The sequence below is a fragment of the Bradyrhizobium sp. genome (assembly GCF_036009065.1).
Taxonomy (GTDB): domain Bacteria; phylum Pseudomonadota; class Alphaproteobacteria; order Rhizobiales; family Xanthobacteraceae; genus Bradyrhizobium.
Genome location: NZ_DASYMN010000188.1, coordinates 1 through 19,739 on the forward strand (window position 1 = coordinate 1; position 19,739 = coordinate 19,739).

General features: G+C 64.5%; 17 protein-coding genes. 4 read left to right on the forward strand and 13 right to left on the reverse strand.

What is annotated here, in order from left to right:
• A partial coding sequence (locus VGP39_RS11075) for a glutamate--tRNA ligase (RefSeq protein WP_327568146.1) occupies positions 1-548 on the reverse strand: 548 nt, incomplete at its 3' end.
• 145 nt (positions 549-693) lie between these two features.
• On the opposite strand from VGP39_RS11075, the gene VGP39_RS11080 reads away from it, so the two are divergent.
• Together VGP39_RS11080 and VGP39_RS11085 are read left to right on the forward strand one after the other, a co-directional pair.
• Entirely contained in the window at positions 694-2,376 is a 1,683-nt protein-coding gene (locus VGP39_RS11080; protein ID WP_327568147.1) for a glutamine--tRNA ligase/YqeY domain fusion protein, read from the forward strand.
• Between the two features lie 70 nt (positions 2,377-2,446).
• Positions 2,447-4,714, forward strand: coding sequence for a ComEC/Rec2 family competence protein (locus tag VGP39_RS11085; RefSeq protein ID WP_327568148.1), 2,268 nt, complete (start codon positions 2,447-2,449; stop codon positions 4,712-4,714).
• Between the two features lie 213 nt (positions 4,715-4,927).
• Here the strand turns inward: VGP39_RS11085 and lexA are convergent, their stop codons facing one another.
• The 4 genes from lexA to VGP39_RS11105 all read right to left on the reverse strand — a co-directional run bounded on the left by lexA (position 4,928) and on the right by VGP39_RS11105 (position 8,918).
• Entirely contained in the window at positions 4,928-5,638 is a 711-nt protein-coding gene (gene lexA / locus VGP39_RS11090) for a transcriptional repressor LexA (RefSeq protein ID WP_327568149.1), read from the reverse strand.
• A 164-nt stretch (positions 5,639-5,802) separates the two neighbouring features.
• Complete coding sequence (gene glp / locus VGP39_RS11095; RefSeq protein ID WP_327568150.1) at positions 5,803-7,014, reverse strand: gephyrin-like molybdotransferase Glp; 1,212 nt, start codon at positions 7,012-7,014, stop codon at positions 5,803-5,805.
• 11 nt (positions 7,015-7,025) lie between these two features.
• Entirely contained in the window at positions 7,026-7,655 is a 630-nt protein-coding gene (locus VGP39_RS11100; RefSeq protein ID WP_327568151.1) for an HAD-IA family hydrolase, read from the reverse strand.
• Positions 7,656-7,721: 66 nt separating this feature from the next.
• Positions 7,722-8,918, reverse strand: a complete 1,197-nt coding sequence (locus VGP39_RS11105; RefSeq protein WP_327568152.1) for an MFS transporter — start codon at positions 8,916-8,918, stop codon at positions 7,722-7,724.
• Between the two features lie 317 nt (positions 8,919-9,235).
• Between VGP39_RS11105 and VGP39_RS11110 the strand changes: the two genes are divergently transcribed.
• Entirely contained in the window at positions 9,236-10,534 is a 1,299-nt protein-coding gene (locus VGP39_RS11110; protein ID WP_327568153.1) for a phospholipid carrier-dependent glycosyltransferase, read from the forward strand.
• A 139-nt stretch (positions 10,535-10,673) separates the two neighbouring features.
• Here VGP39_RS11110 and VGP39_RS11115 read toward each other — a convergent pair whose 3' ends face one another.
• From VGP39_RS11115 to VGP39_RS11150, 8 genes are all read right to left on the reverse strand, one after another.
• A complete protein-coding gene (locus VGP39_RS11115) occupies positions 10,674-11,510 on the reverse strand; it encodes a hypothetical protein (RefSeq protein ID WP_327568154.1) in 837 nt (278 codons plus the stop codon).
• 851 nt (positions 11,511-12,361) lie between these two features.
• Positions 12,362-13,051, reverse strand: coding sequence for a FecR family protein (locus VGP39_RS11120; protein WP_327568155.1), 690 nt, complete (start codon positions 13,049-13,051; stop codon positions 12,362-12,364).
• A gap of 229 nt (positions 13,052-13,280) precedes the next feature.
• Positions 13,281-13,748 carry a BA14K family protein gene (locus tag VGP39_RS11125; protein WP_327568156.1) on the reverse strand — a complete coding sequence of 156 codons (468 nt, stop codon included), beginning with the start codon at positions 13,746-13,748 and terminating at the stop codon, positions 13,281-13,283.
• A 154-nt stretch (positions 13,749-13,902) separates the two neighbouring features.
• Positions 13,903-14,202 carry a BA14K family protein gene (locus tag VGP39_RS11130; RefSeq protein WP_327568157.1) on the reverse strand — a complete coding sequence of 100 codons (300 nt, stop codon included), beginning with the start codon at positions 14,200-14,202 and terminating at the stop codon, positions 13,903-13,905.
• An 84-nt stretch (positions 14,203-14,286) separates the two neighbouring features.
• Complete coding sequence (gene moaC / locus VGP39_RS11135) at positions 14,287-14,799, reverse strand: cyclic pyranopterin monophosphate synthase MoaC (RefSeq protein ID WP_327568158.1); 513 nt, start codon at positions 14,797-14,799, stop codon at positions 14,287-14,289.
• A gap of 2 nt (positions 14,800-14,801) precedes the next feature.
• Complete coding sequence (gene trpC / locus VGP39_RS11140) at positions 14,802-15,623, reverse strand: indole-3-glycerol phosphate synthase TrpC (RefSeq protein ID WP_327568159.1); 822 nt, start codon at positions 15,621-15,623, stop codon at positions 14,802-14,804.
• A gap of 13 nt (positions 15,624-15,636) precedes the next feature.
• Positions 15,637-16,650, reverse strand: coding sequence for an anthranilate phosphoribosyltransferase (trpD, locus tag VGP39_RS11145; protein ID WP_327568160.1), 1,014 nt, complete (start codon positions 16,648-16,650; stop codon positions 15,637-15,639).
• A gap of 137 nt (positions 16,651-16,787) precedes the next feature.
• Positions 16,788-18,689: a peptidylprolyl isomerase gene (locus VGP39_RS11150; protein WP_327568161.1), complete on the reverse strand. Its 1,902-nt coding sequence runs from the start codon at positions 18,687-18,689 to the stop codon at positions 16,788-16,790.
• A gap of 234 nt (positions 18,690-18,923) precedes the next feature.
• On the opposite strand from VGP39_RS11150, the gene tpiA reads away from it, so the two are divergent.
• On the forward strand, positions 18,924-19,697 hold the full coding sequence (gene tpiA, locus VGP39_RS11155) for a triose-phosphate isomerase (RefSeq protein WP_327568162.1): 774 nt from the start codon (positions 18,924-18,926) through the stop codon (positions 19,695-19,697).
• Positions 19,698-19,739: the final 42 nt, after the last annotated feature.

The following is a 19,739-nucleotide window of genomic DNA, read 5'->3' on the forward strand; positions in this document are numbered from 1 at the left end:
GTCGGATTGCCGTCGCCGCGCAGCAGCACGAGATCGTCAAGGCTCTCGTTCTGCCAGACGACGGGGCCCTGGACCTGATCTTCGATCACGGTTTCGCCGGTCTGCGGAGCTTTAAGGCGGATCGTCGGTTTGATCCCGGCCTGTGCTTCGGCCGGATCGCGGTCGCGCCACATGCCGTCATAGAAGCGCGTGCGGCCCTCGGCGCGCGCGGTCTCGCGCATCGCCTTGAGTTCGTCCTGCGTCGCGTAGCAGCGATAGGCCTGGCCCGAGGCCAGCAGTTGCTCGGCCACCTCGCGATGCCGCGCGGCCCGCTGAAACTGGTAGATGACCTCGCCGTCCCAATCGAGCCCGAGCCATTTCAGCCCGTCGAGGATGGCGTCGATGGCTTCGGCGGTTGACCGCTCCCGATCGGTGTCCTCGATCCGCAACAGCATCTTGCCGCCGCGCCCTCGCGCATAGAGCCAGTTGAACAGCGCCGTGCGGGCGCCTCCGATGTGGAGAAAGCCGGTGGGCGAGGGCGCAAAACGGGTGACGACGGGATCGGTCATTTGCGGCGGGGTCAGGAGATGGAGAGGGCATGCGCGAAGCGCGGTGTGTATAGCAGGAACGATGCATAACTAAAGCCCTATGCGGGCTTGGCGGGGACCGCTGGATTTGGCAGAAGGTCCGCTATTCCCCGAACAGGAAATTGGAATGACAGTGGAACTGGCGGCGGCGGAGGTGGGGCGCGATTTCATTCGTGACATCGTGCAGGCCGATCTTAATTCACACAAGCACAGCCAAGTCGTGACCCGCTTCCCGCCGGAACCGAACGGCTACCTGCACATCGGCCATGCCAAGTCGATCGCGCTGAATTTCGGCATCGCGCAGGAGTTTTCGGGACGCTGCCACCTGCGCTTCGACGACACCAACCCGACCAGGGAAGAACAGGAATATATCGACTCGATTCAAGCCGACGTTCGATGGCTCGGCTATGACTGGGGAACCGATCTGTTCTATGCCTCGGACTATTTCGAGCGGCTCTACGGCTGGGCGGAGGACTTGATCCGCGCCGGGCACGCCTACGTCGACGACCAGTCGCAGGATCAAATCCGCGCTTCACGGGGTACCCTGACGGAACCGGGCAAGAACAGCCCGTTTCGCGAGCGTTCGGTGGATGAAAATCTCGATCTGTTTCGCCGCATGAAAGCCGGCGAATTCCCGAACGGCGCACGCGTGTTGCGCGCGAAAATCGACATGTCGTCCGGCAACATTAACCTGCGCGACCCCGTGCTCTACCGGATCCTGCACGCTACCCATCCGCGCACCGGCGACACCTGGTCTATTTATCCGAGCTACGACTATGCGCACGGCCAGTCCGACGCCATCGAGGGCATCACGCACTCGATCTGTACGCTGGAATTCGAGGATCACCGACCGCTCTACGAATGGCTGCTCGACAAGCTGCCGGTGCCGTCAAAACCGCGTCAATACGAATTCGCACGGCTCAATCTGACCTACACGCTGCTGTCGAAGCGGGTGCTGACCGAACTGGTGCGCGGCGGCCATGTCGCCGGCTGGGACGACCCGCGCATGCCGACCATTGCCGGATTGAAGCGGCGCGGGGTGCCGCCGGCGGCGATTCGCGAATTCGTCAAACGCATTGGCGTGGCGAAAGCCAACAGCGTCGTCGACGTCGGCATGCTGGAATTCTCGATCCGCGAGGTGCTCAACAAATCAGCGCTACGGCGGATGGCCGTGCTGCGGCCCTTGAAAGTCCTGATCGAGAATTACCCGGAAGGGCAGGTCGAGGAGATCGAGGCGGTCAACCATCCCGACGATCCCTCGGCGGGCACGCGCAAGATAAAATTCGGCCGCGAGCTTTATATCGAGCGCGACGATTTCATGGAAAATCCGCCGAAGAAATTTTTCCGGCTGTCGCCCGGCAACGAAGTCCGGCTGCGCTATGCGTATTTCATCACCTGCCGGGAGGTCGTGAAGAACGCCGCGGGCGAGGTCATCGAACTGCGCTGCACCTACGATCCGGCAACCAAGGGCGGCAACGCACCCGACGGGCGCAAGGTGAAGGCGACCATGCACTGGCTGTCGGCGTCGCATTCGGTGCCGGCCGAGATCCGCCTCTACAACCAGCTGTTTGTAAAACCCGCGCCGGACGCCGCCAATTTCGCGGCCGATCTCAACCCGCAATCGCTGGAAATTTTGACCGACGCGCGGATCGAGCCTGCGATAGCCGAAGTCAATTCCTCTGACGTCATGCAGTTCGAACGGCAGGGCTATTTCGTGCGCGATCCGGATTCCACGCCCGAGCGGCCGGTGTTCAACCGCACCATCGGCCTGCGCGATACGTTTGCCAAGGAAGTGGGCGGAAAGAGCTAAACTCCCGGTTGCTGGCGGCACTTCTCCATTTCATTTTTGATGGTGCCTTATCCTTTAAGGATCGTGCGCCGTGGCGGAGTGGGGAGGCAGCCGGAGCAGGGCGGGCACGTGGCCGCCGCGCGAGGCGGTGCGGGTAGGCGGCCTCGCTCCGTCAGGCTTTGGCACATGGTCTTCCCTGGCCGCGAAGTTGCACGGCTGGGTCCGCGCCGAGGCGGGTGCCGGCCGGTTGCTGCCATGGATTCCGGTCGCGTTCGGCGCCGGGATTGCGTTCTATTTCGCCGCCGACCATGAGCCGGTCGCGTGGGTCACGGCCGCCACCGCGGCAGCGCTTTGCACGGCGGCATTGCTGCTGCGGCGGCAAAAAGTATTTCCCGCCGCTGTCCTGATCGCAGCCTTAGCCGCGGGCTTTGCCACCGCGGCGCTGAAAACCGCGCGGGTCGCGCACGGTGTGCTGGCGCGGCCGATCTATTCGGTCTCGCTCAAGGGCTTTGTCGAGACCCGCGAGGAGCGCGAGCGCACCGACCGCTTTGTGCTGCGGGTAGTGCAAATGGAGAGCCCGCGCGCGCAGGCCAAACTGCAACGGGTTCGTCTGTCGGTGAAAAAGGGCACCGCGCCCGCGGTCGGCAGCTTCGTCGAATTGAAGGCGCGGCTGCTGCCACCGCTCGCGCCATTGCGGCCGGGCAGCTACGATTTCGGCCGCGACATGTATTTCGCCGGCATTGGCGCCTCTGGCTTTGTGATGGGCGGCATCAGGACCCTGGACCCGCCGATCAGCGGCGGTTTTTCGCTGCGCTATGCGGCGTTGATGCAAGGGCTGCGCGATGCCATCGACGCGCGGATTCGCACCGTTTTGAGCGGCGACAACCGCGCCATCGCAACCGCCTTGCTGACCGGACGGCGCGACGCCATCTCGGCGCCGGTGAATGACGCGATGTTCATCTCCGGCCTCGGCCATGTGCTCTCGATTTCAGGATATCACATGGCTGTCGTCGCCGGCGTGGTGTTCTTCGCGGTGCGGGCGCTGCTGGCGTTGATCCCGACGCTCACGGTGACGTTCCCGATCAAGAAATGGTCGGCCGCCGCGGCGCTGCTGGCTGCCGCGTTCTATCTTTTGCTGTCCGGCGCCGAGGTCGCGACCCAGCGCTCGTTTTTCATGACGGCGGTGGTGCTGATCGCGATCATGGTCGACCGCCGCGCGGTGACGTTCCGTACCCTGGCGGTTGCCGCGATGATCGTGTTGTCGACGGCGCCGGAAGCGCTGGTGCATCCGAGTTTTCAAATGTCGTTCGCGGCGACGCTCGGACTGGTGACGCTGGTGCAGGTCGGCATGCCCGGTCTGTTCGCCACGCCGGACAGTTCGGCCACCGCGCGGGCGGCATTGTGGGGCGGCCGCGAGATCGCGATGCTGGCGCTGGCATCGCTGGTGGCCGGGTTAGCTACGACCCCCTATGCGGCGTTCCACTTCCATCGCGTCACGCCGTACGGCGTGCTCGCCAACCTGGCGGCGATGCCGGTGGTGTCCGTGCTGGTGATGCCGGCGGGGCTGCTCGGCCTCGTCGCGATGCCGTTCGGCTTCGACGGCGTGTTCTGGCGGATCATGGGGTTCGGCATCGACTGGATGATCTTGGTCGCGCAATGGGTCGCGGCGTTGCCCGGCGCCATCGGCCGCATCGCCGCGTTCGGCGCCGGTCCGCTGCTCGCCGCAACCGCGGGAATCATTCTGCTGGGACTGCTGAGAACGCCGCTGCGCTGGAGCGGCGCAGGCGCGATTGTGGTCGCGGTGGTGTGGGCGCTCACCGCGCCGCAGCCCGACATTCTGATCTCTGCCGATGGTCACAGCGTTGGCGTGCGCGGGAAGGATGGGCGCCTGCATCTGATGCGCACGGCCAAGGATACGTTCCTGGTGAAGGGGTGGCTCGCGGCGGATGCCGACGCGCGGCTGCCGGGCGATGCTTCGCTCAGCGAAGGCGTCTCCTGCGACGAGGCGGGCTGCGTGGCGCAGTTGCCGGACGGCGGGTTTGTCGCACTGGTGCTGCGGCCAGAGGCGCTGGCGGACGATTGCACGCGCGCTGCAGTGATCATTACGTCGAGGCAGGCATCGCCAGATTGCAAGGCGCTGGTGATCAGCCACGAGCGCCTGCAAAAACAGGCTGCGACCGTGTTGCGGCGAACCGGCCGTGGATTTGTGATCGACGCGGTCAGGCCGAACGGGGTCAATCGGCCCTGGTCGCAGTCGGTTCGCGACGCAACGGAGCCGGAAAATAGCCATGCGCGCCCGGTGAACCCACGTCGCGTCGACGCGACGCCGGCGGAAGCCGATCTGCAGGCGGAGGAATAGCTATCTGACTTAGATGATGGTTTTAACTCGAATCACGCAACGCTCAGCCACCTCTCCCCGCAGGGGAGAGGTCGACGCGCATCGCCAGATGCGCGGCGGGTGAGGGGACTTCTGTGAGTCCCAGTCGCGCGGAGAGACCCCTCACCCGAAGCCTGCGCTGCGCTTCGGCTTCGACTTCTCCCCTCCGGGGAGAGATGAATTCGTCAGGCTCGCTCAATACTTCCGATACAGCCCGATCAGTTTGCCCTGAATTCGCACCCGGTTCGGCGGCAGGATGCGGACCTCATACGAGGTGTTCGCGGGCTCGAGCGCGATCGAAGCGCCGCGGCGGCGGAAACGTTTCAGCGTCGCTTCCTCCTCGTCGATCAGCGCCACCACGATGTCGCCGGTCTCGGCGGTCTCATTGCGCTGGATCAGCGCCATGTCGCCGTCGAGGATCCCGGCGTCCACCATGGAATCGCCGCGCACTTCGAGCGCGTAATGTTCGCCGGAGCCGAGCATGTCCGGCGGCACGCTGATGGTGTGGCTGCGGGTCTGCAGCGCCTCGATCGGGGTGCCCGCCGCGATGCGGCCCATCACGGGGACGGAAACCGGACGATTGCCGTCGTCCTCCGAGCCGCCGCCGGCACTGGGCCGGACCTTGCCGAGATTGCCTTCGATGACGCTTGGGGTAAAACCGCGACGGCCGTTGCCGCCGCTGCTTCCCGACAATTCGGGCAGCTTGATGACTTCGATGGCGCGGGCGCGGTTGGGCAGGCGGCGGATGAAGCCGCGCTCTTCCAGCGCGGTGATCAGGCGATGGATGCCGGACTTGGAGCGCAGGTCCAGCGCATCCTTCATCTCATCGAAGGAGGGGGGAACGCCGGCTTCTTTCAACCGCTCGTTGATGAAGCGCAGAAGTTCATACTGTTTGCGTGTGAGCATGTCGACCAATCCCCAGTTTGACAATGCCGTCCGATTTCCAGCCTGCAGACACAAGCACTCGAAACAAATCATGAACGAACACTATATGTTCCATATGTGTTCTGCAACCACTTAATTTCACGTCAACAGAATGAGGTTTTGCCCGAAGGGTCGCTTAAGGTCCGTCAGACCGGCAGCCTGAGAATGGCGCAGGGCGAGCCTGCTGACGCTGCGGGAGCAAAGGGTGAACGGATCACAAGCGCCCGTGCCGCAGCGAGATTTCCGAGCAGCGAACTGTCCTGATGATCGACCGGCGTCGCAACCAGGACGCGGTCGGCACGCTCTTCGAGCCGGGCGCGGAGATAGTCCTCGCGTAGGTCGTTGGCGGCAAGATCGCGCCCGAGCACGGCGGCCTCCGTGGCATGATGCACGTCCGAGCGGCCCGACAGCGCGCGAATCAGCGGCGCCATGAACAGGAAGCCGCAGACATAGGCCGATACCGGATTGCCGGGCAGGCCGATCACGCGCATCGAGCCCAGCCGTCCGTGCATCATCGGCTTGCCCGGGCGCATCGCGATCCGCCAGAACGCGATTGCGACGCCCTCGGCCTCCAGCGATTGCTTGACCAGGTCGTGATCGCCGACCGAGGCGCCGCCCGTGGTGATGAGGATATCGGCGCCCGAGTCACGGGCGCGGCGGATACCGTCCGTCGTGGCATCCACGGTATCGGCGGCAATGCCGAGATCGACCGTCTCGGCGCCCTCGGCGCGCGCCATCGCCCGCAGCGCATAGCCGTTGGAATAGACGATCTGGCCGGGGCCGGGGCTCGAGCCCGGCATCACCAGTTCGTCGCCGGTGGCGAGCACGGCGACTTTCGGGCGGCGCCGCACGCTAAGTTGCGGATAGTTCATGCCGGCCGCCAGCGACAGGTCGCGGTCGGTGAGGCGGCGGCCCGCGCGCAGCAGCACTTCGCCCTCGCGAAAATCGACGCCGGCGGGACGGATGTGCCGGCCCGCGATCGCCGCCTCGGTGATGTCGATGCTGTCGCCGTCGCGCACGGTATCTTCCTGGATCACCACGGCATCGGCGCCTTGCGGGATCACGCCGCCGGTGAAAATCCGCACGGCTTGCCCGGCCTGCAACGCCGTATCGAACGGCCTTCCCGCTGCGACTTCGCCGATCACTTTCAGCCGCGCCGCAACCTGCGAAGCATCCTTGGCGCGCACCGCATAGCCGTCCATGGCTGACATCGCCCGTGGCGGCTGGGTCCGTAAGGCGGCGAGATCGCGCGCCAGCACGCGGTGATGCGCGGCATCGAGCGCGACCATTTCCTCAGGCAGCGCCTCGGCGCCGGCGAGGACCGCTGCGAGCGCGTCGGCAACCGGCATCAGTGCCACCAGCAGAACTCCTAGATTCCCAGCGCCGTAAGGGCATCGGCGACGTCGCGGGTCGATGTGACGTGAACCGCCTGCAATCCGCGGGCGCGGGCGCCCTCGATGTTTTCCATGACGTCGTCGAAGAACACAATGCGCCCCGCCGGCACGCCAATCTCCTTCACCACATGATCATAGGCTGCCGCGTCGGGTTTCCGAAGCCCGATTGTCGAGGACAGAAACATTTTCCGGAAATGCCCGAGCACCTGCGCAAACGCCCGTGAAAAATGCGCCTCGTGGGCGCGGTTGGTGTTGGAGAAGGCATAGAGCGGCAGCCGCCGCGCCGCCCGCGCCAGCAGGGCTGCGATCTCCGGCATCTCGCCGGCGAAGATCGCATTCCAGCCTTCGAGAAACTGCGCGTCGGTGACATCGATGCCGAGCGAGGCGCGCAAGGCGGCAAAGAATTCGGCGTCCGATATTTCGCCGCGCTCATGACGCTTGTAGGCGTCGTCAGGTGAAAATCGCCCGATCAGCTGCGCCGGCTCACAGCCGGCATGACCGGCCCAGCAGGCGAGCGTGCGGTTGAAATCGATATCGAGCACCACGCGGCCGAGATCGAACAGCAGTGCATCGGCGGAGGTGGGCGTCAGTGACGGCGGGGGCATTTGCGGCGGTTTACAAAAAATGGGGAAGCGGGGCAATGTCCGCATTGCAAGACTACGGTTCTAACCTCAGACCTCCTCCGGCGGCTTGGTGTCGCGGAACATCCGTAGCAGCGCGAGGTCGTAAGCAATCTTCAGGCATCCGCACACCACCAGCGGCATTGCCGAAAACGACCCGGCCAACATGAACCCTGCGATCGCCGGACTGATGGATGACGCCAAGCTCCGCGGCACCGCGGTGACGCTGGCGGCCGCCGTGCGTTCGGGAGGCGTCACCACGGCCATCACGTAGGAGGAGCGGGTGGGCACATCCATCTGCGACAGCGCGGAGCGGACCAGCAGCAGGCCGAGCACTACGGTCAGGTCGGACGAAAAGGCCGCCGCGATCAGGCAGAGGCTGGAGGGGATGTGGGTGAACACCATGGTGTTGACGAGGCCGATACGCCGGGACAGCCAGGCGGCCACCGGAAACGAGATCGCGCCGAGCAGGCTAGAGCAGAAGAAAAACAGGCTCGCTGCTTCCAGCGACAGGTTGAATTTCTGGAACAGCCATAGCGCCAGCAGCGACTGCACGACGAATCCACCGGCGAAGGCGTCGAGGCTGAACAGAGCCGCGAGCCGGTAGACGATGTTGCGCGACGGCCCAAGTGCGGATTTCGGACGACTGTCGGCGTGAGTGTGGTCGCGCGGCAGGCGCGCATAGAGCAACGCCGCCAGCAATCCCAGCGCGGCATAGAGATAAAACATCAGCTTGATGGCGCCGAGTTTTGGCCAGCCATGGGACCCGAGAATTTCCGGCAGGGCCGCGGCCAGCGCGCCCACGGCGGCAGTCAGCGCGCCGATCAGGCTGTAGCGGGCAAAGACGGCCGTACGATCCCGATCGGCGGTCTCCTTGGTCAGCAGCGCGTGCTCGAGCGGCACCAGCATGCCGAGATCGCCGCCGGAGGGATTGATGCTTCCGATGAAGGCGACCAGCAGAACCGGCGCGAGGGCTTCGGCCCAAGGGAATATCAATCCGGTCAGAACGATCAATGCCGCCCCGGCAAAAAACAGGTTTCGCAGCTCAAAGCGCGGCGCGATGAAGCCCGTGATCAAGGTCAGCGCCGCCGTTCCCAGCAGCGAGGCGCTGGCGACGAGCCCTATCTCAAGCGGGCTGAAGCCGATCGCGGTGAGATAGACCGGCAGAATGAGAATCGCAAAGCCGTCGCCAAACCCGCGGAGCGCCCGCGCGCCGTACAGACAAAGAATATCCGGCGGGGTTTTCATCGCAGTTGTCGATGTGAAGGCGGGGAGCCGCAGGACATGTCTCACCTCCCGTGACGGAGCGAGACAACGCTTGGCTGCGCGGCAGCTGACCGGGCGGTTGCCGATGGCCCGACACCATGCACCTATCACGCGAAGGCCTGTGGATTCAAGCGATGAGACTCCACGGGGAGGACAGCGCGGACTAGTTGCGGAAAAGGTTGACCGCCCCGGGCGATGTCCTTCACCTCTCCCTGCGGGAGAGGTGAAGTGGAGAGGTTGACCGCCGCGAATATTTTGTGCGTTCTAGAATTTGGAGACAGCACAGAGCAGGCGGCCTTTTGACCGACATCGATCCGATCGCACGTTTCGAATGGCGCACCGCGGCGACTGGATTTATCGTTTTCCTGCTCAGTTATTTTGTCCTGCTGATCGGGATCGACACCCCCGACTTTCCGTATTTCGACGAGACCCACTATGTCCCGGCGGCGCGGCAGCTATTGCAGACGCATTTTGCCGTTCCGACGCTCAATCTGGAACATCCGCCGCTGGCCAAGGAGCTGATGGCGTTGTCGATCTGGCTGTTCGGCGATAACCCGTTCGGCTGGCGCACCATGAGCGCGCTGTTCGGCGCGCTGGCGATGACGGGAATCTATCTCTGCGGCCGCGCGCTGTTCAACGACCGGCGCGCCGCGCTGTGGGCCGCCGCGGTCACCGGGCTCAACCAGATGCTGTTCGTGCAGGCGCGAATCGCGATGCTCGACATTTTCGCGCTGGCGTTTGTGCTGTGGGGCCTGGCGGCGTTCATGATGAGTTTTCGCGTCCGGGCGCGGCCGCGTCCGCTGCTTTACGCCGCCGGGCTTTGCTTTGGGCTGGCAACCGCCTGCAAATGGAGCGGGGTGTTTGCCTGGGGGATGGGGATCGTCATCGTCACTGTCGTGCTTGTTCTGCAGCGCTGGCGCACGCAATTTCACGATGCCAGGCCGGCCGACTGGTATCGTCCGGATCTGTGGGCCCGCATACGCGCGCGCGACTGGCTGATGTGCCTTGGCCTCGTTCCGCTCGCAGCCTATGCCGCAGCTTATCTGCCGATCTACGGTTTTTCTCCGGCCGCGCTCTTGGAAGCGCAGCGGCGGATTTTCCATGACAACGCGACCCTGGTCACGCCGCATCCCCACATGAGCGCGTGGCCGAGCTGGCCGTTTCTGGTGCGGCCGGTGTGGTTTCTGTTCGAAAAGGCTGGCGACGACCGCTATTGGGCGGTGTTGTCGCTCGGAAACCCCGTTGTGTTCTGGAGCGCGATCCCCGCGATCCTGATCTGCCTGCGCGACTGGATCGTTGAGCGCCGGCGCGATGCGTTTCTTATTCTAGCGAGTTATGCGGCACTTTATCTCGCCTGGATCGTGCTGCCGCGCGCGATCGGCTTCTCATTTTACTATCTGCCGTCGGCGAGCGTTGCCAGCCTGGCGCTGGCCTACTGCTTTTTCCGCAAGGAAACCAAGCGCTGGCTGTGGGCGCGGTGGCTGTTCCTGGCGGCGGCGCTGGCGAGCTTCCTGCTGTTTCTGCCGATCTCGGCGGCATCGATCGAGACGTCGCTGGCCGGCTTTGATCGGCTGATGTGGTTTGCGAGCTGGCGATGACGCCGCCGTCATCCTGAGGAGCGCGCCCTTGCGCGCGTCTCGAAGGATGGAAACGGATACCTTGTGGCCCATCCTTCGAGGCTCGCCGTGAAGAACGGCGAGCACCTCAGGATGACGGCGGAGCCCATGCGGCTCGATCTCAATAATTGAAGCGCAGGCCGACGCCGCCATGCACGGTATTGCCGACGGGGTAGGGACCGAGCGTGCCGTTGACGAACACATCGGCGGTCATGTTCTTTGACAGGCGCGCGCCGATGCGGCCGCCCAGTTCCACCCACTGCTGGTTGCCGAAGGTTGGCAAAATATTGCCGACGCCGACAACCGCGGCTTGCAGCCCTGTCGAACTTGCGAACGACTTCACAAAACCGCCATTGACGTTCACTTCGATAAAACTGCCGAACAGGTGCGTCCACTGCGCGCCGATGCGCGCCAGGTTGATGCGGTCGGTGCTGTCGGCGATCGATGCGCTGAAGGGGTTGGCGAGCGTGGTGATTTCCTGATAGCCGCGCACGCGCTGCCAGCCCTGCCACAACTCGCCGGATACTGCGAACTCGTCGCGGGGTGTGACGCGGACGATCCATCCGGCGCGCTCGAACACCGAATAGTTCGAACTCGTGGTGTCGCTGGTGATCTGCGTCAGCCCGATGCTGGAGATGTAGGAACGCGTGTAGCTGACATGCTGGTTGGGTGAGAGCACGGTTCCGATATCGAAGAACGGCCGCGATTTGCCCCACTCGGTGAAGTCATAACGCAGCGCGAATGCGCCGATCGGCGCGCTGGTGACGTTGAATCCGTTGTCGTTGAACTGGGCATAGGCAATGCCGCCCAGGATCGAAAGGCTGTCGGTAATGTTGTAGCGCCCGTGCACGCCGGCCGAAAACGAGCCCGCCGAGCCGAACGCGCTGACGCAGTTCGAACAGTTCACCTGCTCGTTTATGCCCAGCAGCACGCTCGCCAGCACGCGCGTCGTGATCATTTGCGAGAAGCGCTGGTCGGCCAGATTCTGAATCGAGTTGGCGCTCGATTGCTGGTTTGGCGTCGGTCCGGGCGTTGGAGTCGGTGTGGGCGTCGGTGTCGGTGTCGGTGTCGGTGTGGGAGTTGGAGTGGGTGTCGGCGTCGGAGTTGGCGTCGGAGTCGGAGTTGGCGTCGGAGTGGGCGTCGGCGCCGGGGTAGGGGTCGGAACGGGCGTCGGTGCCGGGGTGGGCGTCGGTACCGGCGTCGGTGCCGGCGTGGGTGTCGGAACAGGCGTGGGCGCGGGGGTAGGTGTCGGCACTGGCGTTGGCGCCGGGGTAGGCGTCGGCACTGGCGTTGGCGCGGGGGTAGGCGTCGGCACCGGCGTTGGCGCCGGGGTAGGCGTCGGCACTGGCGTCGGCGCGGGGGTAGGTGTCGGCACCGGCGTTGGCGCCGGGGTAGGGGTCGGCACCGGCGTTGGCGCAGGGGTAGGTGTCGGAACTGGCGTTGGCGCGGGGGTCGGGGTCGGCACTGGCGTTGGCGCCGGGGTAGGGGTCGGCACTGGCGTCGGCGCCGGAGTGGGAGTCGGAACGGGCGTTGGCGCCGGGGTAGGAGTCGGAACGGGCGTTGGCGCAGGGGTCGGAGTCGGAACGGGCGTCGGCACCGGGGTGGGGGTCGGAGTTGGCACCACGATCTGCGCCCGGGAAGCAACCGGCGCGGCGCCGACGGCGACCGCTATGCCGATCGCAGCCGCGCGGCTAAGCTTTTGTCCCAGCGTGGCGTAACCGGTTTGCGTTTGCCCCGATGCGTTACTCATCAATCCATTCCAAGAAGCAACTCAACTCAAAAAAAATGCTGGTTTCGGTTTGATCGATTTCACTTGCCGCACAAGGCCGAAGCAAATTCGACGTCGATCACGGCGGCATCGGCAAACCGGGTCCGGCTGCACAACGCGGAATTGGCGGCGCACGCGCCCGCAAACGTCCAGGGCGGCGAGGACGTCTTGGTGATCTGGATCTTTCCAGCGGTCGCAGTGATGACGACCGAGTCGCCCGGAAACAGAAGATCGACGAACTGGCCGCCGGCGGATACGCGCGCCTGTCCGTCCTGCAGCACCACGGTATTGCGGAATCTCTGGATGAGAAAATCGAGCGTCGTCCCGCGCACGCCGATGGTCGCAAGCGGGGTGACGATCTTATAGGATTCCTTGGTCGAGCTGCCGGTGACGAAACGAAACGCACCCGATGTCAATTTGACCGCGACATCGCCGACATTGGTCTCGCCGGAAAAAACCGCGCGGTCCAGTTTCAGGGTCGATCCGGGGCCAAGCGAGAGATTGGTATCGTCGCGGAGAACGAATTTGGCGTCGCTGTCGGCGGCGGTGCGGACGGTTTCGTCGCGAAAGATCTCATCGCCGACACTGATCTTCATAACCCGCGGAGCGATCTGGGAAACGTCGTTGCGGACCACGGCGGCGCGTCCGATACGTTGCTGTGCATCGGCCGGGGCAAACGAGCCGCAGATGCCGAGCGCCAGCATCCATGCAATGAAAAACCTGCGATGCATTTTGTTCTCTAAATCAAATCCAATACCCGCAGTGTAACGGCAAACCATTGATCTGCTGTAGCAATGCTGCAACATCCCGCACTTAAATCGCGGCCGGCCTCGACGGCGCCGCCGTCATTGCGAGCGCAGCGAAGCAATCCAGCTGCCGGCACGGCAGTTACTGGGTTGCTTCGCACGGACAAAAAAGGCGGCCCGCAGGCCGCCTTTACTTTTCAGTCAGGTCATATCGTCACTGGCACGCATGGCGCCGGCCGTCGCGGCCGAGATAGGTGCCTGACGCCGGGTCATACGAACGATAGCGCTGCGCGCAATAGGATACGTTGTCGTCCATATACGCATAGGAATTGTCGTTGCGGTATGCGCGGAACGGAGCGCTTGCGATAGCGCCCGCGGTTCCGACAGCGCCGCCCACGACCCCGGCTGCCACGTCGCCGGGCCAGAAGCCGCTGTTGTTGTTCCAGCCATTATTCCAGCTGTTGTTCCAGCCATTGTCCCAGGAGCCGTTGTTGTTCCGATAAGCGGCCCTGCGCTGGTAGTCGCCGGTATAGGGATTGTTCGGCCCTTTATTCTGGCAGTTGGCATTCGGGTAGAACTGGGCGCAGTAGCCGGGATTGTAGATCACTTCCTGCGCCAGCGCCGGGGTTGCGATGGCTGCGGACAGGATCGCCGCTGCGCTCAAGAGTTTGAATTTCGTCATCATGTTGCTCCGCGTTAGGGTCGGGACAGAACAACGCGATCAGCAACGCGTTCCGGTTTTCTCACTCAAACAGATGTGAGGTCCCGGAAATCCTGCGTGGCGAGAAAAAGGCGGCCCGATCAGCCGCCTTTTTTCGTCGTTCCGATTGTGACGGTCACCGACAGGCGACGCGCCGGCCGTTGCGGCCGATATAGGTCCCGGACGCCGGATCGTAGGAGCGATGCTGAGCACAGGCGCTCGACCCGCCGCCCGCATACATGTCTGAGTCCATTGCGCGCTGATAGTAGCCGCTGGAGCCGGTATAGGGGTTGCCGTAACCTTTGTTCTGGCAGTTGGCGTTGGGATAGAACTGGGCGCAATAGCCCGGCTCGGAGATCACCTGCTGCGCCGGCGCCGGCGCCGCGATCGCGGTTGCCAGAATTGCCACCGCGCCTAAAAGCTTGAAATGTGACATAAGTTTCTCCCGCGTTGTGCTCGTCGAGCATAACGGTGGAACACCGCGCCTTCGGCTTTTCGCGATCAAACTAGCGTGATGTCTTCAACAGGCGCGGTAGTGGCCGGACTTGCCGCCTTTTTTCTCAACCAGATGAATGCCTTCGATGCGTGACCCGCGCTCGACCGCCTTGATCATGTCGTAGATGGTCAGGCAGGCAACCGACACCGCGGTCAGCGCCTCCATCTCGACGCCGGTCGGCCCTTTCACTTTCACTGTTGCGCGGACAATGCAGCCGGGCAGCTTCTTGTCGGGCACGATGTCGACGGTGACTTTCGACAGTGCAAGCGGATGACACAGCGGAATGAGGTCGGAGGTCCGCTTCGCGGCCATGATGCCGGCAACACGGGCGGTGCCAAGCACGTCGCCCTTTTTGGCATTACCCGAGACGATCAGGTCGAGCGTTGCCTTGCTCATGACCACGCGGCCCTCGGCAATGGCCGCGCGTTCGGTGGCGGGCTTGGCCGAGACATCGACCATCCGTGCTTCACCCTTGCCGTCGATGTGGGTGAGCGCGGGTTGGTCTTTTGCGGCCTCTTTCGATTTCCTGGCGGCCATGGTTACTGCGTCCCGGTGGCGCGGGCAGCGGCGTCGCGGGCCAGCAAGGCGCGGGTCGCCGCCGCAACGTCGGCCTGCCGCATCAGGCTTTCGCCGACCAGGAAGGTCGATATGCCCACCTGCGCGAGGCGTGCGAGGTCCGCGGGCACGAAGATGCCGCTTTCGCCGACCATCAGGCGGTCGTTCGGAATAAGCGGCGCCAGCGCCTCGCTGGTCGCGAGCGTGGTTTCGAAGGTGCGCAGGTTGCGGTTGTTGACGCCGATCATCGGCGAGCGAAGTTTTAGCGCGCGGTCCAGTTCCTCGCGGTCATGAACCTCCAGCAGCACGTCCATGCCATGCGCCAGCGCGGCGGCCTCGATGTCTCTGGCCGCGCCATCGTCGAGCGCCGCCATGATGATCAGGATGCAATCGGCGCCGTGGGCGCGGGCCTCGGCCACCTGATAGGTGTCGTACATGAAATCCTTGCGCAGCACCGGCAGCGAGGTGGCCGCGCGCGCGGCCACCATGAAATCGAGATGGCCCTGAAATGACGGGGCGTCGGTGAGCACCGATAAGCACGCTGCGCCGCCGGCCTCATAGGCGCGGGCAAGCGCGGGAGGATCGAAGTCGGCGCGGATCACTCCCTTCGATGGCGAGGCCTTTTTTACTTCCGCGATCAGCGCGTAGTCGCCAGCGCTAAGCTTTTCCCGGATCGCCCGGACAAAACCGCGCGGTGCCGGCGCCGCCTTCGCCAAAGCTTCGACGCTTGCAAGCGGATGTGCGCGCTTGGCGGCGGCGATCTCCCCGCGCTTGTAGGCTTCGATCTTGGTCAGGATATCGGACATTCGGATCCTGCGTTCAGCCGTTGGAGACCGCGATCAGGTGTTTTAGACGCGCCGCAGCGGCGCCGCTATCGAGCGATCTGGTGCCGACCGTCACGCCTTCCTTCAAATCCCCGACCTTGCCGGCGACGATCAGCGCCGCCGCGGCGTTGAGCAGCGCGACCTCGCGGAATGCGCTCGGCTTGCCGTCGAGCACGCCTTGCAAGGCGGTTGCATTCACCGCCGCATCGCTGCCCTTCAACGCGTTGCCGTCGACGCGCTTGAGTCCAGCGTCCTCGGGCGTCACTTCGAAGGTGCGGATATTGCCGTTCTCCAGGGCTGCGACGAAGGTCGGGCCGGTGAGGGTGATCTCGTCGAGCCCGTCGGAGCCGTGCACTACCCAGATCGATTCGGCGCCGAGGTTCTTCAACACCTGCGCCAGCGGCTGCACCCATTGCCGCGAGAATACCCCGATCATCTGCCGCTTGACGCCGGCGGGATTGGACAGCGGCCCCAACAGGTTGAAGATGGTGCGCGTCGCAAGTTCGACGCGGGTCGGACCGACATTCTTCATCGCCGGATGATGCGACGGCGCGAACATGAAGCCGATGCCGGCCTCGGCGACGCAGCGGCCGACATGATCGGGCGCAATATCGATCCTGACGCCGAGTGAGGACAGCACGTCGGCGGATCCCGAGCGCGACGACAGCGCGCGATTGCCGTGCTTGGCAACGGGCACGCCGGCGCCGGCCACGATGAACGACGCGCAAGTCGAGACGTTGACCGAGCCGGAGCCGTCGCCGCCGGTGCCGACCACATCGACAGCGTCAGCGGGAGCGGTGACGCGCAGCATCTTGGCACGCATCGCCGACACCGCGCCGGTGATCTCATCGACGGTCTCGCCGCGCACGCGCAGCGCCATCAGCAGCCCGCCCATCTGCGAGGGCGTGGCCTCGCCGGACATCATGCTGTCGAAGGCGGATGCCGCCTCGTCGCGCGACAGCGTTGCGCCGGTGGCGACTTTTCCGATCAGTGATTTCAGGTCGTCCATTAAGTGCTTTCGGGACCAGGCTGGGACCTCATGGTGAGGAGCGCGTCTTCGCGCGTCTCGAACCATGCGGAGTATGGCCCATCCTTCGAGACGCGGCCAAGAGGCCGCTCCTCAGGATGAGGGGAGTTTTATACGCATCAATTATTGGCGCCGGTCACCTGGGCGAGCGCGCTCTGGTTGATGGTGGTGCCGATCTGGGCTTCCAGCTTGGTGACGTATTCGGCGACCTGTTCGTCGCTCAAGCCCCGCAGCAGGGTCTCCTTCAATTTCTTGATCTCGTCGGAGGCGAGATCGACTGGTGGCACGCTCACATCGGTGACGCGGAACACCACCCACTCGGCGCCGCCCGCGCCCGGGGCTTGCGCGCCTACGTCCTTCGGGGTGCGGAAGGCCGCTTCGATCAGGCTGGTCGGCACGCCCGCTAGCGTGGCGTCGCGCCTGAAGCCCGCAGCGGTATCGACTTGTCGTCCGAGGCTCGCGGCTTCATCGGCGAGCTTGGCGCCGTGGTTGAGCTTTTGAACGATCTCGGTAGCCTTGGCGCGCAGGCGGCTGCTGACCTGGTCGTCGCGCCAGCGCGTCTCGACCTGGTCCTTGACCTCGTCGATGCCGCGCTCGCGCGATGGCGTAATGCCGAGCACGTCGAACCAGACATAGCCGCCATTGAACTGGATCGGATCATTGTCGACGCCGACGTCGCTGGAAAAGGCCTGCGTGACTACATTGAGACCCTGCGGAATGCCGGTCACGGGCTGGCCGTTCGGCGCGCGGCCGGAGCGGTCGATGGCGTCGATGGTGACGGAGCCCAACCCGAGTTTTTGAGCGGCCTCGACCACGCCGGCGCCGCCGCCGCGCTCGTCTTCCATCTTGTCGTGAAGGCTTGCGATCTGGGTGCGGGCGCGCTCGGCTGCGATCTCGCGCTTCAACTGGGGCGCGATGCTCTCATAGCGGGCCTGGGTGCCCGGCTCGATCTTGCCGACCTTGACAAGGGCCGTGCCGAACCGGCCCTGCGCCGGCTGGCTGACGGTGTCCGGCGCAAGCGAAAATGCCGCGTCGGCGATCGCGGGGTCGATCATGGAAGACTTCGCAATGATACCGAGATCGACGTCCGACGGGTTGAGCCCGCGTTCCTTCGCCAGGTCGTCGAACGACAGCCCCGACGCGATGCGGCCTCGCGCCGCCTGAGCTTCTTCGACGTTTGGAAATACGATCTGCGAAACCTGACGGCGTTCCGGCGTCGAAAGCCTGTCGCGGCGCTCCTCGAAGATCTTTTTGGCGTCCTCGTCGGAGACCGTGGTCCATTTCCCGATCTCGTCGGGGGTGATGATGGCAAAGGAAATCTTGCGGTATTCGGGCGCGCGGAACTGGGTCTTGTGATCGTCGAAATAGGCCGCCAATGCCTCCGGTGAAGGCGGGTCGATCGTGCCTGCCTGCGCGGCGTCAAGCTTGACGTATTCGATGGTGCGCTGCTCGGTCTGGAAGCGGACCAGTGCATCGATCATGGTTTTCGGCGGCTCGAGCCCGGCGGTAATGGTGTTGGCGATCTGGCGGCGCAGCGAGACCCGCCGCTGCTCGGCGATGTAGCGCCCTTCGGTGTAGCCGACCTGCCGGATGGTCGCCTGGAAGCGCGCCGGATCGAAGGCGCCTGAGACGCCCTTGAAATTCGGATCGCTAGTGATCATCCGCATGGTTTGGGCGTCGGACTGGCCAAGGCCGAGCTGCCGCGCGTTGTCGTCAAGCGCTGCCTCCGCGATCACCTGCTGCAGCACCTGCCGGTCGAGGCCGAAGGCGCGCGCCTGGTCCATGGTCACCGGCCGGCCGACCTGGCGGCCGATCTGCTGCAGCTTCTCGGTGTACAGCTGGCGGAACTGCTCGGTCGAAATCTCGGTACGGCCGATCTTGGCCAGCGTCGATTGCCCGAATCCCTTGAAGATGTCGGCAATGCCCCAGACGGCGAAGCTGATGATCAGCACGCCCATCACCGTGGCCATGACCAGCTTGCCGAGCCAGTTTGATGAGGCTTTGCGTATTCCTCGAAGCATGGGTCCAACTTATTTGGCAGGAGGGAACCGGTTCGCCGGGACGCTTAAGTCCGCGAGAGGGCGTCACCGAGTTGATGCCGTATCATAAAGTGGCAGCCCTCCCGTCGCAACCTCGGCGGGGCGGCGAATTGAAGCGGTTTAACGATCGTTAAGGCGCCGAACCGTATCTGGTCCCGGCCGCTGCGTTCTGCTAGCGCTGGCCGGCACGCCTTTGCGAGTTTGCGAGATTCCCCCATGACTGACGCCATTCGGCCGCTGATCGCCGGCAACTGGAAAATGAACGGCCTGAAACGCTCGATGGCGGAGTTCGAAGCCATGATCGCCGGCGCCGGATTGGTAATCGCGAAGGCCGATCTGCTGGTCTGCCCGCCAGCGACCCTGCTGGCCCTCTTCGCAGAAAAGACCGGGGGCATCTTTCCGGCGGACCGCAAGGCTCTTGCGGTCGGCGCACAGGATTGTCATCCCAAGCCTTCCGGCGCCCATACCGGCGATATCTCCGCGGAAATGCTGGCCGACGCCGGCGCCAGCGCGGTCATCCTCGGCCACTCCGAGCGCCGCGCCCACCACGGCGAAACCGATGCGCTGGTGCGGCAAAAGGCCGAAGCGGCGTGGCGGGCAGGGCTCACCGCCATCGTCTGCATCGGCGAAACCCAGGCGCAGCGCGACGCCGGGCAGACGTTGCACATTTGCGGCGAGCAGCTCGGCGGCTCGCTGCCGGACGGCGCGACGGCGGCCAATCTCGTGGTGGCCTATGAACCCGTCTGGGCGATCGGCACGGGCCTAACGCCGATGGCTGAAGATGTCGAGCAAGTTCATCAGTTTATACGGGATACCCTCACGGCCCGGTTCAACGAAGAAGGAGCCCAAATCCGTATCCTATATGGAGGCTCGGTGAAGCCATCCAACGCAGCGGAATTGATGGCCGTCCGCAATGTCAACGGTGCGCTGGTGGGCGGCGCAAGCCTCAAAGCGGCCGATTTCCTTGCGATTGCGGCCGGGTGTCCCTAACTAAGCGGCGATGCGGCGCGGGGGTGACAATGCCCTGGTCAA

Bases quoted from the DNA above. Each gene is read 5' to 3' on its own strand.
- VGP39_RS11080 (WP_327568147.1), top strand. From the start codon at position 694: ATGACAGTGGAACTGGCGGCGGCGGAGGTGGGGCGCGATTTCATTCGT.
- lexA (WP_327568149.1), bottom strand. From the start codon at position 5,638: ATGCTCACACGCAAACAGTATGAACTTCTGCGCTTCATCAACGAGCGG.
- VGP39_RS11100 (WP_327568151.1), bottom strand. From the start codon at position 7,655: ATGCCCCCGCCGTCACTGACGCCCACCTCCGCCGATGCACTGCTGTTC.
- VGP39_RS11105 (WP_327568152.1), bottom strand. From the start codon at position 8,918: ATGAAAACCCCGCCGGATATTCTTTGTCTGTACGGCGCGCGGGCGCTC.
- VGP39_RS11115 (WP_327568154.1), bottom strand. From the start codon at position 11,510: ATGATCACGACGCGCGTGCTGGCGAGCGTGCTGCTGGGCATAAACGAG.
- VGP39_RS11120 (WP_327568155.1), bottom strand. From the start codon at position 13,051: ATGCATCGCAGGTTTTTCATTGCATGGATGCTGGCGCTCGGCATCTGC.
- VGP39_RS11125 (WP_327568156.1), bottom strand. From the start codon at position 13,748: ATGACGAAATTCAAACTCTTGAGCGCAGCGGCGATCCTGTCCGCAGCC.
- VGP39_RS11130 (WP_327568157.1), bottom strand. From the start codon at position 14,202: ATGTCACATTTCAAGCTTTTAGGCGCGGTGGCAATTCTGGCAACCGCG.
- moaC (WP_327568158.1), bottom strand. From the start codon at position 14,799: ATGGCCGCCAGGAAATCGAAAGAGGCCGCAAAAGACCAACCCGCGCTC.
- trpC (WP_327568159.1), bottom strand. From the start codon at position 15,623: ATGTCCGATATCCTGACCAAGATCGAAGCCTACAAGCGCGGGGAGATC.
- trpD (WP_327568160.1), bottom strand. From the start codon at position 16,650: ATGGACGACCTGAAATCACTGATCGGAAAAGTCGCCACCGGCGCAACG.
- VGP39_RS11150 (WP_327568161.1), bottom strand. From the start codon at position 18,689: ATGCTTCGAGGAATACGCAAAGCCTCATCAAACTGGCTCGGCAAGCTG.
- tpiA (WP_327568162.1), top strand. From the start codon at position 18,924: ATGACTGACGCCATTCGGCCGCTGATCGCCGGCAACTGGAAAATGAAC.